15 protein-coding genes are annotated in these 17,126 nt (G+C 36.2%); 3 read left to right on the top strand and 12 right to left on the bottom strand.

Going from position 1 to position 17,126, the window contains the following annotated elements:
• Positions 1-69: 69 nt before the first annotated feature.
• Complete coding sequence (locus VL047_RS11915; protein ID WP_325360842.1) at positions 70-1,056, bottom strand: pyruvate dehydrogenase complex E1 component subunit beta; 987 nt, start codon at positions 1,054-1,056, stop codon at positions 70-72.
• Positions 1,057-1,155: 99 nt separating this feature from the next.
• Positions 1,156-2,742, bottom strand: a complete 1,587-nt coding sequence (locus VL047_RS11910; RefSeq protein WP_325360840.1) for a glycoside hydrolase family 10 protein — start codon at positions 2,740-2,742, stop codon at positions 1,156-1,158.
• 77 nt (positions 2,743-2,819) lie between these two features.
• Here VL047_RS11910 and VL047_RS11905 point away from each other — a divergent pair, with 77 nt between their 5' ends.
• Positions 2,820-3,755 (top strand): hypothetical protein, encoded by a 936-nt coding sequence (locus tag VL047_RS11905; RefSeq protein ID WP_325360838.1) that lies wholly within the window; start codon positions 2,820-2,822, stop codon positions 3,753-3,755.
• A gap of 4 nt (positions 3,756-3,759) precedes the next feature.
• Here VL047_RS11905 and VL047_RS11900 read toward each other — a convergent pair whose 3' ends face one another.
• The 4 genes from VL047_RS11900 to VL047_RS11885 all read right to left on the bottom strand — a co-directional run bounded on the left by VL047_RS11900 (position 3,760) and on the right by VL047_RS11885 (position 9,566).
• Positions 3,760-7,491, bottom strand: a complete 3,732-nt coding sequence (locus VL047_RS11900) for a HAMP domain-containing sensor histidine kinase (RefSeq protein ID WP_325360836.1) — start codon at positions 7,489-7,491, stop codon at positions 3,760-3,762.
• A gap of 74 nt (positions 7,492-7,565) precedes the next feature.
• Positions 7,566-8,450 carry an ACP S-malonyltransferase gene (gene fabD, locus VL047_RS11895; RefSeq protein ID WP_325360834.1) on the bottom strand — a complete coding sequence of 295 codons (885 nt, stop codon included), beginning with the start codon at positions 8,448-8,450 and terminating at the stop codon, positions 7,566-7,568.
• A gap of 30 nt (positions 8,451-8,480) precedes the next feature.
• A complete protein-coding gene (folE, locus tag VL047_RS11890) occupies positions 8,481-9,119 on the bottom strand; it encodes a GTP cyclohydrolase I FolE (RefSeq protein ID WP_325360832.1) in 639 nt (212 codons plus the stop codon).
• Positions 9,120-9,152: 33 nt separating this feature from the next.
• Entirely contained in the window at positions 9,153-9,566 is a 414-nt protein-coding gene (locus VL047_RS11885; protein WP_325360830.1) for a 6-carboxytetrahydropterin synthase, read from the bottom strand.
• Between the two features lie 55 nt (positions 9,567-9,621).
• Between VL047_RS11885 and mqnB the strand changes: the two genes are divergently transcribed.
• On the top strand, positions 9,622-10,254 hold the full coding sequence (gene mqnB / locus VL047_RS11880; RefSeq protein WP_325360828.1) for a futalosine hydrolase: 633 nt from the start codon (positions 9,622-9,624) through the stop codon (positions 10,252-10,254).
• A 94-nt stretch (positions 10,255-10,348) separates the two neighbouring features.
• Positions 10,349-11,203, top strand: a complete 855-nt coding sequence (locus tag VL047_RS11875) for a 1,4-dihydroxy-6-naphthoate synthase (protein WP_325360826.1) — start codon at positions 10,349-10,351, stop codon at positions 11,201-11,203.
• On the opposite strand, the gene VL047_RS11870 is transcribed toward VL047_RS11875, so the two are convergent.
• From VL047_RS11870 to VL047_RS11845, 6 genes are all read right to left on the bottom strand, one after another.
• Positions 11,200-12,417 carry an FtsX-like permease family protein gene (locus VL047_RS11870; RefSeq protein WP_325360825.1) on the bottom strand — a complete coding sequence of 406 codons (1,218 nt, stop codon included), beginning with the start codon at positions 12,415-12,417 and terminating at the stop codon, positions 11,200-11,202. The genes VL047_RS11875 and VL047_RS11870 overlap by 4 nt on opposite strands.
• Before the next feature lie 8 nt (positions 12,418-12,425).
• Positions 12,426-13,067, bottom strand: a complete 642-nt coding sequence (locus tag VL047_RS11865) for an MBL fold metallo-hydrolase (RefSeq protein WP_325360823.1) — start codon at positions 13,065-13,067, stop codon at positions 12,426-12,428.
• 60 nt (positions 13,068-13,127) lie between these two features.
• Positions 13,128-13,907 (bottom strand): shikimate dehydrogenase, encoded by a 780-nt coding sequence (aroE, locus tag VL047_RS11860; RefSeq protein ID WP_325360822.1) that lies wholly within the window; start codon positions 13,905-13,907, stop codon positions 13,128-13,130.
• Between the two features lie 15 nt (positions 13,908-13,922).
• Positions 13,923-14,678 (bottom strand): phosphosulfolactate synthase, encoded by a 756-nt coding sequence (locus VL047_RS11855; protein WP_325360820.1) that lies wholly within the window; start codon positions 14,676-14,678, stop codon positions 13,923-13,925.
• Positions 14,679-14,741: 63 nt separating this feature from the next.
• Positions 14,742-16,145 (bottom strand): tetratricopeptide repeat protein, encoded by a 1,404-nt coding sequence (locus tag VL047_RS11850; protein ID WP_325360818.1) that lies wholly within the window; start codon positions 16,143-16,145, stop codon positions 14,742-14,744.
• A gap of 279 nt (positions 16,146-16,424) precedes the next feature.
• Positions 16,425-17,120, bottom strand: coding sequence for a response regulator transcription factor (locus VL047_RS11845; protein WP_325360816.1), 696 nt, complete (start codon positions 17,118-17,120; stop codon positions 16,425-16,427).
• Between the last annotated feature and the right edge of the window lie 6 nt (positions 17,121-17,126).

The raw sequence follows: 17,126 nt of genomic DNA, 5'->3' as shown, positions 1-17,126 counted from the left end.
AATAAACAAAAAGGGCGAAATGATCATTTCGCCCTTTTTGTTTATTTATATTATCTATTGACAATTGTATTATTTAACCTTATACAATACATCCTTTACTGCTTTCACTACCCGTTTAACTGATGGCAATGCAGCTTCAAGCAAGGTTGGTGCATAAGGAATAGGCACATCAGCAGAGGTAATACGAGTTACCGGTGCATCTAAATAATCAAATGCTTCACTTTGAATTTTATAAGCAATTTCAGAAGAGATAGATGCTAAAGGCCAGGCTTCCTCAACAATGACCAAGCGATTAGTTTTCTTAACAGAATTAATAATCGTTGCATAATCGATAGGTCTTACAGTACGCAGATCTATTAATTCAGCGTCGATTCCTTCTTTCTGAAGTTCTTCTAAAGCAGGTAGCACAACGCGCGGAACCATTTTACCGAAACTTACAATAGTAACATCCTTTCCTTCTTTAACAACATGTGCCTTTCCGATTTCAAGATAATATTCCTCTTCAGGCACCTGTCCTTTATCCCCATACATAACCTCAGATTCCATAAAGATAACAGGATCCGGATCAAGGATAGATTGTTTAAGAAGCCCTTTGGCATCGTATGGGTTGGATGGAACTACAACCTTTAGACCTGGTGTATTAGCATACCAGTTTTCAAAGTTTTGTGAGTGCTGAGCTCCTAATTGTCCGGCATTCCCTGTAGGTCCTCTAAAAACGATGGGGATAGAATATTGTCCGCCACTCATGGAATACATTTTAGCAGCTGAATTGATCACTTGGTCAATGGCAACTAAAGAAAAGTTAAAGGTCATAAACTCAATGATTGGCTTTAATCCATTCATCGCAGCACCTATACCTATTCCTGTAAATCCAAGTTCTGATATTGGCGTATCAATGATACGTTTTTCACCAAACTCTTCAAGCATTCCTTGGCTTACTTTATAAGCACCGTTATACTCGGCGACTTCCTCGCCCATTAAGAAAATCTTATCATCTTTACGCATTTCTTCGTTCATTGCTTCACGAAGCGCTTCTCTGAATTGTATTTCTCTCATATTCATTAAGGATGTAAAAATCGAAATTATGGAAGGCAAATATAATGTTTATTTATTAAGTTTCACTTGCTTAAAGGAAATTTGACTGCATTGTTAATGTCAAAAAACGATCTCCTTTATGTTAGATCCGACACTTTCATTTTTTAGTCGGTCTAAACTTGTGATTACATAGATATAGGAATGATTCTTTATTACAGAATCATCGGTATAGGTTGTATAGCTGTTATTATAGCTAATTTGAAGGATTTTACGTGCGTCTTCCAAGTCAATTTTATCGCCTGCATTAAACCTATAAATTACATAACCATAAGGCATATCTCCATCGCTGGCGGCATCGGATTTTTGCCAGTGTAGGGTAATTGCTCTATCATTGGTTACCCGAACCGTTAACCCGCGAGGAGGCAGGGGAGAAACATTATCTTTCCAAGACATTGCAGGAGGTAAGGTTTTATAACGATAGAAGTTATATTGCAATGAATCCCTAAAACCACCTAAGTTATTTGTCAATGATTTAGAACTAAAAAATACACTACCCTGCGTATTTATATTTTGTCTTAAAGCTCTTATTTGTCGTGAAAGCTGATCGCGCTCACGCCAACCTTGCCCTTTTTCAAGAGCTCTGTATACTGCCTGTCCGATGTACAAATGCTTACCGAAGCTATTTTTACTCCACCAGTCTAAAAGCACTTCAAATGCTGCCGCCGGATAGTTAAAAGGAAAGTATATCTGAGGATTTATATAGTCTACCCAACCTTCTTGAGTCCATTTTCGGGCGTCTGCATAAAGTTGTCGATAGCCACTAAAGCCTGCTGTCTCCGATCCTTCGGGATGGTTCCTTTTATTATCCCATATTCCAAAAGGACTGATGCCAAACTTAATATAGGGTTTTTCAGCATAAATGCTATCAGAGATAGTTTTTATCAGAATGTTCACATTATCTCTCCTCCAATCATCAATGGATGAAAAACCACTTCCATATTGACGAAATGTAGCGGCATCCGGGATGGGGTTACTTTCAGGATAGGGATAGAAATAATCATCAAAATGAACTCCATCAATGTCATAATTCTTCACGACATCCATCACGACTGAGGTAATGTAAGTACGCACTTGAGGTAAACCCGGATTAAATAACTTTTTACCTCCATAGGTAAAAAACCACTCTGGGTTGGTACGGGTTATGTGATTCGATGCTACCGTATTTCCAGAATCAAAGGTAGCGCGATAGGGATTAAACCAGGCATGCAGCTCCATGCCACGGTCATGAGCTTCTTTTATAACGAACTCTAAAGGATCATAAAAAGGGGAGGGTGCCTGTCCTTGAATTCCTGTAAGGAAACGACTCCAGGGTTCACGAGATTTGGCATAAAAAGCATCTGCAGCAGGTCTGATTTGAAACATAATTGCATTAATGCCGGCTCTTTGATGTGCATCAAGAATAGAAATTAATTCTGCCTTTTGCTGTTCAGTACTTAAGCCCTGCTTAGAAGGCCAGTCAATATTTGCAACCGTTGCAATCCACACGCCACGAAACTCCCTTTTTGGAGCTTCATTCTGCCCTCTCGCAAATGGTATTATACAAAACAGTAAGATTCCTATACAAAGAAAACGCACAAAGTATCTTTCAATCATAATCACTTTTCTACCGGCGATAAAGATAGGTAACCGTAATAATTTAACGAGCATTAAAGTAAATTAAATTTGGAACAATAATTGCTTTGCAATAGGTTTATTATGAGCATACAAGTTTACGAACCATACAAATGGATATAGAAAATGGCGGCTTAGGTGGTGATGATCCACAAATCGAAAAGGCAAAGCCATCTAGCAAAATTTATTTTTTTATAATTGCCATAGCTGCCCTATTGGCTACTAATATATATTATGCTGTTCGATACAAGAACTTAGGCAATCAGGTAGAAGTATTGAATTCTCAAAAGAATCAACTGGAAATTGAAGTTGATCGGATAGAAGCTGAACTAAATAGGGTAACAGGCGAAAACATTGATTTGGCTGCTAATTTTAAATTAGAGCATGATTCAGCGCGTATTTTAATTGCAGATTTACGAAGCAAAATTAATCAGCATGCTGAAATTAGCCCAGAAGAGTTGCAGCATGCACAGCAAGAGATACAGAAATTAAGAGCTGTAGTTGAAAGATACAGTAATGATCTGAAAGACCTTCGAGAAGAAATCAATTTGCTCAAAAATGAGAGAGACCAACTAAAAGAATCTGTAAACACGGTAAACAAACGTGCTAGTTCATTGGAAGAAGATAAGGCAAAGCTACAGGAAATGATTAAAATAGCTTCGCATCTAAAAATATCAGAGATAAACATCAATGCTCTCCGAGTTAGAAGTGAAGATCGGGTAAATATAGAAAGTAAAGCTTCGCGCATTGATCGATTGCAAATTGCCTTTACCCTTGCAGATAATACCTTAACGAAAGTTGGCAAACATACTATTTACTTACGGATTACTGAACCCAGTGGTAATCTTATTACAAACGGTAATGTATTTGAAGTAAACAATGAGGAGATTCAGTATACTGATATGAAAGAAATAGACTTCAAGAACGATGGCAAGCAATATACTTTTGATTGGTCTCCAATCGATTATAAATTCAAAAAAGGCTCCTATACTGTCATCTTGTATACGAATGAGAGTACCATGGGACGGTCAACCATTACTTTAAAGTAAGCAATTATTTACTTCTGGTTTTTAACGGCAATAGAATAAAGAAGGTTGTCCCTTTTGATCTTTCCGTTTTGAAACTAATAGTTCCATTCATGCTTTCGACCGTTTGCTTTACAAAAGCTAGACCCAGGCCAGTTCCGGAACTCTTGGTTGTAAAGTTAGGCTGAAATATCTTTGATCTAACAATCTCATCAATACCCTTCCCATAATCCTGAATGGATATTAAAATATAATCAACTGAATGGGGTTTTACTGTAATTATAATTGTACTTTTTTTATGATGTATTCTGGCTTCAATTCCATTCTTGATCAGATTATTAAAAGTTCGCAATAACTGATCTCTGTCGCCATGTACAATTATTGTTTTATCAACGTAAACCTCCAGTTTTATAGAGAGTTGCGAATCATTACTATAGATACTTATTGCTTGTTCAATTACATCTATGATTTCAACATCATCCAGCTTGGTATCCGGCATTTTAGCAAAATTAGAGAATTCAGAAGCAATATGATCCAGACTTTCTATTTGTTCAATGAAAGATTTACTAAAGCGTTCAAACTTTTCATCAAAGCGAGGGTCTTTTTCTCGCCATGAGCGTTCTAATAACTGTACACCCAAACGTAAAGGAGTTAACGGGTTTTTGATTTCATGAGCCACTTGCTTAGCCATTTCTCTCCAGGCAGATTCGCGCTCGGATCGCATAATCCTATTGGCACTGTTATCAAGAGCTACAATCATATTATTATATTCTTTGATAAGGGAGCCTATTTCATCGTTGCGCTTCCAAAAGATAGGCTCATTCTTCTTACCAATCGTAGTACGAGCCAGGCTTCTTTGTACAAGAGTAAGTGGTGATGTAATTTTATTTGCAATAAATACAGCAAATAGTCCCAGAGCAACCAGCACTAATGCGTATATGTTAATAATTGTATTTAATAGCAAGCCTACTTGCTGATCTAACTCCTTTTGATTAGAAAAATAGGGAAGACTTGCATAGGCAATGGTTTCATTATTATCATTTTTTAAGGGAGCATAGGATACAAGATACTCTAGCCCGCCAATTCTCTCTCGTTGGAAGAACTCTTCACGAGAATAATCATTCAGATTTAACCAGGCATTGGCATTCATAAATCTTGATATGAGACCTAAATCATATATCTTACCCTGGGTACTGTAAATCAACTCACCTTTATTATTGTACAGGTTAAGATCGGAGGCATTTATCTCCGAAGCGTCTTTAAACTGTTGTTCGTTCTCCAATTCTTCTATATTTCCAGAATTTTGTGATAAGCGCATTTCTAACCCTCGGGCAATCTGACTTATTTGTTTGGTTGCTGCTTTCTCCTGTTGAATACTATATTGATTATTCAGACTAAAGAAAGTTATTATACCAGCAATAAACAGAGTTCCTACTACCGCGAATACAACAAAGGCCTGTATCCTTGTACTATAAAGTATGCGATTCTGTAAAATCATTAATGACCATCGCAGGTTCCGAAGGTTAAAATCGTAATCGTTTAATGTAACAAATATCCATCGGATACTGTAGATAACGATAGAGAAGAACAAAAACACCAAAAATAAAAAAGACAAGGATGCAAGCTGTTCCCAGCTGCTTTGAGTTTTAGCACTTATAATAAGTAAATCTGCTTGGTTTGGCCGGTATGCAATATGATTATAAGCTCCATTGTCATTAAACCAAACATATTGACGGACACTAGAAGGGTGAAATAAAGGCTCTACCGGATATACGAAACTTCCTTGCTGCCCCTTTAGTTCACCATTCTGATAATAGACATAAGAGTAGTTTTCATAGTCATCCTGACTATCTATTGTACCACTAAAAAGAATTTCGGGCGAGGATACATATCGTCCTAATGATCTGTTTTTAAGTTCAATCACATAGGTACCAACCAACTCGTCGTTTATTTCTATAGGAAGTAAAGCGAAATAATTAATATATCCGATGTTATTATTTAAACGATAGAAATTAGCAGAGACCTTTCGCGAACCACTTATTACTTTATCTTTAAAATACGATAATCTTGCGAGCGCTATTTCCGTATTTTTTGAACTATCCGTATTTAATATATAGGCACTAAGATCATATTTTGCCAAATAACCGCTGAAATAGGTTTTTCTTAATTCTTCTTTTAATAATGTTGGGTTTTGATATCCAGGATATTTAAAATAATCTAATAATGCTTCGTCATTAACAATTTCCTTCTCTATTTCTAGAAAAAGCAACACAGCATTTGGATCTTCTGAAGACTCTAGTTCCTGCAAAGCAAAGAGCTGATTATTCTGTTGCTTTTTTTCTTGGTACTTGCTTTGTTTAAGAGATGCAATTCCAGCAAATAAAAAAAGGAGAGCAACATAGGCTGCTAAGTTAAATCCTTTATCCGGACTCGCATACCAGCCTTTGATGAAGATAATTATTATAAATAGACCAAAAGAAACAGAAATTCCACCAAACAGACCTTTGATTAAACAACAAACCAGTACAGTTACTATAAACCATATTAATTGTGATTTTTTCGACAGGCCGAGTCCTTCAATAACGGCAAACAATATTTCTATTGCCAAATAAAGTATAAATACAACCATGCACAGCAGCAGAATGCCCACCCAGCTGTAAATATTTAAATTCAATAAATTATTAACCTCAAAGCTTATACTTGAGTCTATTATCAGACTTTTAAAAATATTAATTGCAATGTCACATAGGTAATATAGCAGAATCGCAGAAAGGAAATACACTGCAAATTGAATAACTTTAGAAGATGTCTTTCCGACTATCTTAAGCTCGGAGCGGCAATGATAAATATAACAGATAAGCCATGTTGCCGAAATGATATGCAGTATGAGGGAGCCTAAAGAAGGAAGTATGAAGCTGGAAGCATAAACCCTTGGATCAAAAAAACCGGAGAAGAAATTGTCTGCCAACCATTGGGTTTCAACCCCAACATATCTGAAAGACATCAGAAATAAAGCAAAGGTTAAAACAGACAGTTTTACCCATCCTTTTTTAGCAATCCACAAACATAGGTTATTAATAAATATCGTAAATGTCAGCCCTGCTAAAAGCCACATTATCAATTCAATAGTTGAATAAAATGTTTTAAAATTATTTGTCCTAAGTTTTAAGGAAAGCAAATAAGTGCCATCGCTATTGCGCAGATTATAAACCGAAATATCGTTAAAATTTGCAACCTCTAAATTAGGTGATTTGATAAGGTCTTGCGAAAAATCATTGTTTAAATAACGATTTGTAATTGGATAGTTTGATTTGATAGGAATAAGACAAACCACAGAGAAACCACCTGAACTCTTTTTATAAGATTCGTACCAGCCATTATCCCATGTTATAATACTGCTTCCCTCAGAGATGCCCGCATCAGATCGAGGAACGATTTGTTCTGACCCCCAGAAAACTAAATCATTGTTTGAGTATGCATATATGTATATATCTTTCTCCTCACCGAATGATTCAATAATGTATTTCTTAAATTCAGGATCGTCGTCAATATTTCTGATTCTTTCAAATAAGGCCTTATCATTTAAGAACTCCTTAACAATTGCTTCCTTTTTATGTAAGTTTTCCTCAACCTTATGTCCATCGATGAGGAGGATTTCTTTTTCCTGGTAGGTGAGCCTTACAGTAATAGCTGTTCCAGCAAAACACAGGGTTAGGAGGAGAAGTAAAATACGTATCTTTAATGTATTACTCAAATTCATAAATCAGCTTACGTAAAAGTAATAAAAAACCCCACAGCTTTTCAATCTATGGGGTTTTCTATAAGAGGGAGCCTTTATAGCTTAGCAGCAGATGTTTCCATCTTTCGATCAACCTTTTTGACTAACCCCTGAAGTACATTGCCCGGACCAACCTCTATAAAAGAGGTAGCTCCATCTTCAATCATAGCTTGCATTATCTGCGACCATTTTACAGATCCTGTGAGTTGCTCTATTAGATTTATTTTGATTTGTTCAGGATCTATATGTGCCTTTGCATCAATATTCTGATAAACCGGACAAAGAGGCTTGTTAAATGTAGTGGAATCAATCGCAGATTGAAGCTCAACACGAGCAAGTTCCATCAGTGGTGAATGAAAAGCCCCGCCAACATTCAGCTTTAAGACACGTTTTGCTCCCGCTTCAATTAAAAGCTCGCAAGCACGATCTATCCCTTCAATTGTACCTGAAATCACTAATTGACCTGGGCAATTGTAATTAGCAGGTACAACCACATCACTTATACGCTGACAAACATCTTCTACAGTGAAATCATCCAAACCAAGTACAGCAGCCATAGTAGAAGGCCTGATCTCACAAGCTTTTTGCATGGCATTGGCTCTTGCTGAAACTAATTTTAGTCCGGACTCAAAATCAAGTACCCCTACTGCTACTAATGCGGAAAACTCACCTAATGAATGACCAGCAACCATCTGAGGGTTAAAGCTATCACCTAAAGCCTGTGCTAAAACTACAGAATGTAAAAATATAGCCGGTTGAGTTACATTTGTTTGTTTAAGATCTTCTTCACTACCGTTAAACATAACATCTGTAATACGAAAACCAAGAATTTCATTCGCTCTCTCAAATAACTCTCTACTTTCGTTATTATAATTGTAAACATCTAAACCCATGCCTACAAACTGAGCACCCTGCCCGGGAAAAAGATATGCATTCTTCATTATTAATATTTTTATTTAAGAAGGATATTATTAATCTAAATTAGCTGTAATTAGTCGTAAGAATTCGTTACGAGTCCTTTCTTGAGCAAATTCGCCTGTAAAAGCAGATGTAGTTGTAACAGAGTTCTGTTTTTGAACTCCTCGCATAGCCATACACAAATGCCTGCATTCAATAACTACTGCTACACCCAAAGGTTTTAAAGTATCATGGATGCAATCACGAATTTCATTGGTTAAACGCTCTTGTACTTGTAATCTTCTGGCAAAGGCGTCAACAACTCTTGGTATTTTACTTAACCCTACAATTTGTCCATCAGGAATATATGCAATATGGGCTTTTCCGAAAAATGGCAACATATGATGCTCACATAAAGAATATACCTCAATATCTTTGACTACAACCATTTGGCTATATTCTTCTTTAAACATTGCACTTTTTAAAATCTCTGCAGGATTGATGTCGTAACCATGAGTTAAAAAATGTAATGATTTTGCAACACGTTCGGGTGTCTTAAGAAGCCCTTCTCGGGCTGGATCTTCGCCAAGTGCTTTCAAGATATCTCCATAATGATCAGCAATACGATTTACAGAATCTCTGTTATATTGATCAATCTTTACATAACCATCGAGCAATTCAGGATCAAATGGTGGTTTATCTGTTTTATTCATTTAATGTTTAATTGCTTTGAGACACCAATTATATTAATTCCCAAAATACTCAACAAAGTTATTTTCTGTTTCACAAAGTTTGATACAATGAAGTTGGGCTCCTTGCTCTTCAATCCTTGGTGCCATGCGCTTAAAAATTTCGATAGCAATCATTTCTGTTGAAGCCATTTTACCTTGCATGAAATCGACATCAAGATTGATGTTCATATGATCTAATTTCTCAATTACTTCTTCTTGAATTATTGCTTTTAGCACTCTTAAATCAATTAAGAATCCTGTCTCAGGGTCAATTTCTCCCTTAACTGTTACAAAAAGTTCGTAATTATGGCCATGCCAGTTGGGGTTAGCGCATTTCCCAAAGACCTTTAAATTTTGATCTTCGTTCCAATCATTTCTCGCTAATTTATGGGCTGCAGAAAAGCGCTCTCTTCTTGTTATATAAATCATAGTGCACAAAGATAATACATTCTCCTATTAATTGTACCTTCGTTAAAAATACGAAATGATGAAGCTACTTATTGTTGCTGCAACCAAGCTGGAAATCGAACCTTATTTGGAGTTCATCAGATCAAAACCTGATACCGTTGATATACTTATTGGAGGGGTAGGTATGGTTGCGACGTCTTATGAGTTAGGGAAAAAACTTCTATCAACTAAATACGATGCTTTACTCAATGTTGGGATTGCTGGTAGCTTTGATCCGGACTTGCAATTAGGTACTGTAGTGCGGGTAAAAAGTGATACCTTCAGTGAGTTAGGAGCCGAAGATGCAAATAACTTTTTGTCTATTGATGAAATGGGCTTCGGAAACAGCGCCTATCATGAGAATGCTGCATTGTTTATGAAATACCATTCCATCTCGTCGTTGCGAGAGGTAAAAGGAATAACTGTCAATACAGTCCATGGCAATACTAATAGCATCGATACGGTTTCTAAACGGTTAAAGCCTGAAACAGAAAGCATGGAAGGTGCTGCGGTATTCTATGCGGCCCAAAGAGAAGGTATAAGTTGCATACAGGTGCGGAGCATTTCAAATTTGGTTGAAAAAAGAAATCGTTCAAATTGGCAAGTGGGGTTAGCCATAAAGAATCTGAACGATTGGCTTATATCATTTGACTCTGAGTTTTTCTTGTAAATTAACTTTAAAATTAAATCATCCTGCTTTTGTTTGGCTACTCCTGATTTGAGTTTATTGAAAGATTAGTATTTTTGTTTACAAATTTTTATCCATGAAACTAAGTCTTGGCTTTTCTCCTTGTCCGAATGATACCTTTATTTTTGATGCCCTAATTCATAAAAAGATTGATACAGAGGGAATTGATTTCGACGTCTTTTTTGATGATGTAGAAACCCTTAACAAAAAGGTTTTTAAAAATGAACCTGATATCAGCAAATTAAGCTTTCACGCATTTGCCTATGCAATCAACAATTATGCTCTGCTTGATGCCGGAAGCGCTTTAGGACATGGAGTAGGACCCCTGCTTATTTCAAAAAACAACGAACTTACAGATAGAGAGTATATCAGGCAACATTACAATTTGAAAGTAGGTATACCTGGCGAATTTACTACAGCCAATTTCCTTTTGGGCCTGGCCTTTCCGGAACTTAAGAATAAAAAGATTTTAGTATTCTCGGAGATAGAACAGGCTCTGTTAGACAATACTATTGACTTAGGGCTTATTATCCATGAAAATCGCTTTACCTACCAAGATAAAGGTTTGCATAAAATCATTGACTTGGGAGATTACTGGGAAAAAGAAACAGGTCTTCCTATCCCATTGGGAGGGATTGTTATCAATAGGCGTATTGATCCAAAGATTCAGAGTACTGTAGACAGGCTAATACGAAAAAGCATTGAATATGCCTTTGAAAATCCTAAATCAGCTTTGGATTTTATTAAAAGTCATGCGCAGGAAATGGATGAAAAGGTAATGTATAAACATATTGATCTCTATGTAAATAATTACTCCGTAAGCTTAGGAGCCAAGGGCAGGGAAGCGGTTAACTTACTATTTAAAAAAGCTTCAGAACTAGAGCTTATTCCTTCAATAAATCAACCTCTTTTTGTGGAACGCGTTTCTTAAGATAGTTGCTCTTCTCCTTTAACGCTTAAACGCGAGGAAACAAAAGATGCAATTAAAGAGATGAAAGTAACGGTTAAGAATACAAGTATGAAATCAAACACTTTTATCTGAACAGGGAAAACACTGGTTACTAACTCAATACCTTCCATTTTAATAAGGCCGAATTCCTTCTGCAAAATGCAAAAAGCAAGCCCCAAAGCCATTCCAATTATACATCCAAATAGAGAGATGAACATCCCTTCAGCAAAGAATATATTTTTAATAAAAGAATCGCCTGCACCTAAGCTTTTGAGCACTGCGATATCTTTCTTCTTATCAATAACCAGCATAGTTAAGGAGCCGATAATATTAAAAATGGCAATAATTAATACAAATGTAAGAATAAGGAAGATTGCCCATTTTTCGGAGTTAAGTACTTTGTAGAGTGTGGGATTCTGTTGGGCTCGATCTTTAACTAGAAAATTATTGCCGAGTAATTCCGTTAATTCTCTTTTAAACTCAGTTTGATCAATACCTGATTTTAAATCTATTTCAATTGCAGAAACCTTTTCATATTCACTCAAAACTTCTCGCGCAAACGAAATCGGAACAATCACTACATCATCAAACTGTGGCTGAGCAACCACTACCCCAACAGGTTTAATAGTTCTTACATTAAATTCCTCTGCAGGGTTGATTGAATTTACAGCATCTTTTCTGGGGGAATAAACAGAAAGGACAAGATCCTCGCGCTCCAAGTTAATGCCTAAATAGGCCTGAACGCCTGCACCAACAACAGCGTAATTTGTGTTTTTATCCCTGAGTTTATACTCTCCTTCATTTATTAGACTATCGCTTATAGCTGATTTTTTAGCATCAGGAACTTCGCCTTTTAGAACTGCGATATATTGATTTTGCCCATATCTCAGTAAAACCTTCTCTTGAAGAATTTCACTATAATGCAATACTCGGGGATCCGAATTTAATTTACGAGCTAAAAGAGAATCAGTAACAAATGATTTTCCTTGAGCGGGTTCAACACGCATCTCGGGAGTAAAAGCACTGTACATATTCAAGATCAACATCTCGAACCCGTTAAATACTGATAAAATAATAATTAATGCTGCGCTCCCAACTAAAACACCTAATGTACTGATGCCCGAAATAATGTTAATTGCATTAACAGATTTTTTTGAAAACAAATAACGTTTAGCAATAAATAGGGGCGTATTCATATATCTAATTATCCTCTTACAAAAGGATTGCTTGTTTTTTCAATAGCGATGGTTGTTGTTGGCCCATGTCCTGGATAAACGAGTGTATCTTCAGGTAAGATATAGACTTTCTCTTTAATATTGGATAGTAGCTGTTGATGATTGCCTCCGGGCAAGTCTGTTCTTCCGATACTGCCTTTAAAAAGAACATCTCCCCCAATCAAAAACCCACCATCTTTACTGTAAAAACATAAATGGGCAGGGGAATGGCCGGGGACTGAAATAATTTTCAAAGAATGATTGCTAAATTTAACTTCTCCTTCTGAAGGTAGGAACACTTCGGGTATGGGTGAAACTTCGTATCGTATGCCCATTTGAGGGGCGTAATTTTGAACTTCTATCAGTAAGGGAAGTTCGCCTTCATGAAATTGAGGGATTAATCCAAAAGTATCGTATATAAATCTATTTCCGAGTACATGGTCGATATGACAATGTGTATTTAAAAGAATTTCAGGTCGTAGTTTATTTTCTTTTATAAACGATACAATAGCTTCCTCTTCCTTAGTACCATACATTCCGGGGTCGATTATAGCACAAGATCCTGTTTCATCATACAAGATATAGGTGTTTTCCTGATAAGGATTACATACAAACGTTTTGATAGAGATCATTCACAAAAATACGATTATAAATAATAATCCAGATATACAGAGTCGATTTGGAAAGAAGGTTTAACCTTCCCAGATCTCCCAATTCTTTTCTGCTTGTAATTCTAGCATCTCTTTGCCATTTTTTATAGTAGCGCCATTCAATCTACCCCTTTTCAAGAATTCTGTCTCTTCCGGATTATAAATCAAATCGTACAGGAGATGTTGTTTACCTATATACTCATAAGGAATATCTAAGCATTCATTAACATTCGGATAGGTACCTACAGGGGTTGTGTTAATAATAATAGAATGTTTTTCAATTGTTTCCTTTCTGATCTCCTCGTAAGGCAATTGAATATGGCTGGCTTTGCGAGAAACTACGGTGTATTCAATGTTCAGTTTCCTTAAAACATATAACACAGCTCTGGCAGCCCCGCCGTTTCCTAATACCAACGCTCTTGTATGAGACTTTTTTAATAATGGCTTTAAAGACTCCTCAAAACCATACACGTCTGTATTGTAACCATGCAATCGAACACGCTCCAAGCTACACTCTCCTGAAAATAGATCTTCGAGAGGATCCCTTTTCAGGATTTTAATACAGTTTACCGCATTTACCACTTTAGCCTCCGGGCTTACCCAATCTAGGTAATATAAGACACCAATCTTATGTGGGATCGTAACATTTAAACCACATAGCTTGGGCTCATCTTTTAATAATTGTGGGAGTTCGCTTAAAGCTTGTAATGGGAATAATTCATAACTATGATCGGAAAGTCCAAGGTTCTCAAATTTCTCGGTATAATATTGCTTTGAGAAAGAGTGCACCAATGGATACCCTATCAGTCCGAACTTTTTCATTTTTGAATTTATATTTTAAAGGAAATGACTAAAAGTATCTCCGCGTAAGCCTAATCTAATTGTTTCTAAAGGGATAACTTCTGCTGGTGCGATATTCCCTAAGTTCACATTTGCACCCAACAATTTAATAAACCAGACTTGTTGTGCTTTTAAAGGAGCTTCAAAGATGATGGATTCATACGGAATACGTGTAAGGATTTCATCAATTAACCCTTGACGTACTTCTCCGCTTTCACGATAGATACCAACACTTCCGCTCTCTCTGGCCTCGGCAATTACTTTCCATGAGCCAGCTTGCATCTCTGCTTCAATTAACTCAATCCACCGATAGGGGGCAATTATTTTCTCGTCATCTTTTGATCCTACTTCCGAAATTACGGTTACCTGTTCACTTAGCTTTCGGATATACTCACATTTTTCATCATGAGGAATATCAATAGATCCATCAGAAACTTCGGCATACTCCATTTTATACTTGTCGAGAATTTTACGATAATCATCGAATTGATTTCGAACTACAAAAGCCTCAAAGAGTGTCCCTCCAAAGTAAGCTGGAATATTAGCCTGTCGGTAAACATCCAACTTTTTTTCTAGATTCGGTGTAACATAAGACGTTGTCCAACCCAATTTAACTATATCAGTATGAAATTCATTGATGGAAAGGAAATCCTCAACTTGTCTAATTGATAAACCCTTATCCATTACCATGGTGATTCCTTTTTCTCTTGGCTTTACACTACGGTCTGGTATATTATTAAGGTGAAAATTCATGGGTTGCAAATTTCAAAAAAAAAATCGGATAGTCGCAATTATATGCCAACTAAATAGTCGGATCTACGTAGTGTATTTTTTAATAATATCAACAATAAGTTTATTGTCTTGTAATTGCGGTAAATATTCAAATAATATATGCCGTTTTTCAGTATCTATGTTTAAGGCTATATCTAAAAAATTTAAAGCTTCATTATACTGTCCTGACGCAAAGAGATAAGCTACCATTCTGTAATAAAGTTCTGCAGCATCTGGATTGTGCTTAATAGCTTCTGAAATTACTCCAATTGCATCAGAAAGCCTATTTTGCTCATATATAATGGAAGAAAAATCAAGCCACGCTTCAATATCAATTGGATTTAAATCAACCACTTGCTGATATGCTTCCTCAGCTTCATCCAATTGTTTAAGTTTATAACGAGCATCGGCAATTGCAAACCAATAATCAGGATTTTGATCATCCAGATCTAATGCTTTCTTATAATAATGCAATGATTCAAAGAAACGTTCCTCAAAATCAAGTGTTACTCCAATGCCAAACCATGCATCAGATAAATTACGATCTAATTTAACTGCTTTTTTATAATATGAACGAGCTTCTTCCATTTGTTCCAATTTCTCAAAGCATTCGCCGATTGCACAGTAAGTGTCTGCACTTGGTGGTTCAAATTCAAAGGTTTCCTTATAAACTTTTATCGCTTCTTCATATTTGTCAATATTAACCAAGGCATTACCCTTATTGAAGTATGCGGAAGCAAAATTTTCCTTAATTAAAATTGCATAATCATAAGCATCAATAGCCATTTCATACAATTCCAACTTATGATAAGCATTGCCTAAATTATACCAAGCAGCATAGGAGTAGGGATCACTATCAATGTATTGGAGATAGAACTCTATGCTTTCCTCATGACGGTCCAACACATCGTAACAAAACGCCAATTCATACAAAGCATCTTGATCTTCCATATTGTCTTCAAGACAGAACTTCAGATGTTCAATAGCACCTTCGAAATCCCCTTTACTTTGGAGCATCATAGCAATCTGCATATGAACATCAACAGAGTTCTCTGATAAAGAAAGCGCTATGTTCAATTCACTCATTGCATCATTATAACGCTCAAGCATACTGAAAATACCTGCCCGAATCAAATAGATATCTACCTCAGAAGCTTCGAGTGTCTGTGCCTTATCCAAGGCGTTTAATGCCCTGTCAGTTTGAGAGATCAAAGTAAACAGTTGCGCTTGTTTTATGTAGAAAACAGCAATAAACGGATGCTGACTAACTGCATAATCCACTACTTGTAATGCCTTTACAGGGTCACTTTTTTCTATATAAAAATCAATAATTCCCTCAAAAGCTTGTGAATCAAAAAAATACTGATCCTTATTACGGATCATTTCCTCATATCTCTCTACAGAGAATTTTGGGTCGTCGGAAAAGCCGAAATTATAATCATCTTCCATTATAAGCCATTTTAAGAACTACGGGTTTCCACAAACATTTTATAACAATATCGATAATAACAAATTACTTCATTATTTGTGGATGCCCCAATTTATTTTTAAACAAATCCCGATCCATCTTTTCAAAAACCTTTAATTCAATCTATTAAGTCTGACATAATGTCTAAAACTTATAATAATAGAATAAATGACCGGTGAAGTTATTGGAAGGCGAGACATACAAAGTGTGCAAAGGTACTAATATTCTACTCATAACCGTATGATAACGAAAACTCACACCTAACTTATAAGCAGTTTATACCCTTTTCCATGTACATTAACTATTTCAACACTTGGATCTTCCTTTAAATACTTTCTCAATTTGCTTAAAAAGACATCCATACTGCGACCATTAAAGTAATTATCATCATGCCAGATTTTAAGCAAAGCTTCCTCGCGTGTTAAAACATCGTTTTTCTTTAAACAGAGCATCCGTAACAATTCCGCCTCTTTTGTAGAAAGTTTCTGCTGTTCGCCTTTTCTTTTGATTACTTGTGACATATAATCAAAAAAGTACTCTCCAATCTCAAAAGTATTAACTGTTTCTTCAGGTTCTATTGGTTCTTTATTTACGGAACGCTTTAACAAAGCATTTATTCTCAACAATAGCTCTTCAACACGAAACGGCTTGGTGATATAATCGTCCCCTCCTAAACCAAAAGCGATAGATTTATCTTCCATCATCCCTTTAGCTGTCGCGAATATTAGCGGGATAGTATCATTTACTTTTCTAATATCCTTCCCAAGTGTAAAACCATCCTTTTTTGGCATCATCACATCAAGAATACACAGATCAAATTGCTCACGGTTAAATGCACGCAATGCTTCTTCGCCATCTGTACAAAGTGTCACCTGGAATTTTCCTTTCAGTTCTAAATATTCTTTGAGAATATCACCCAAATTGGGGTCGTCCTCTGCCAATAAGATCTTACTCATGCTTCA

Origin of the sequence: Albibacterium sp. (genome assembly GCF_035514885.1) — a bacterium.
GTDB lineage: Bacteria > Bacteroidota > Bacteroidia > Sphingobacteriales > Sphingobacteriaceae > Albibacterium.
This window is presented reverse-complemented; position numbering and strand designations above follow the sequence as displayed.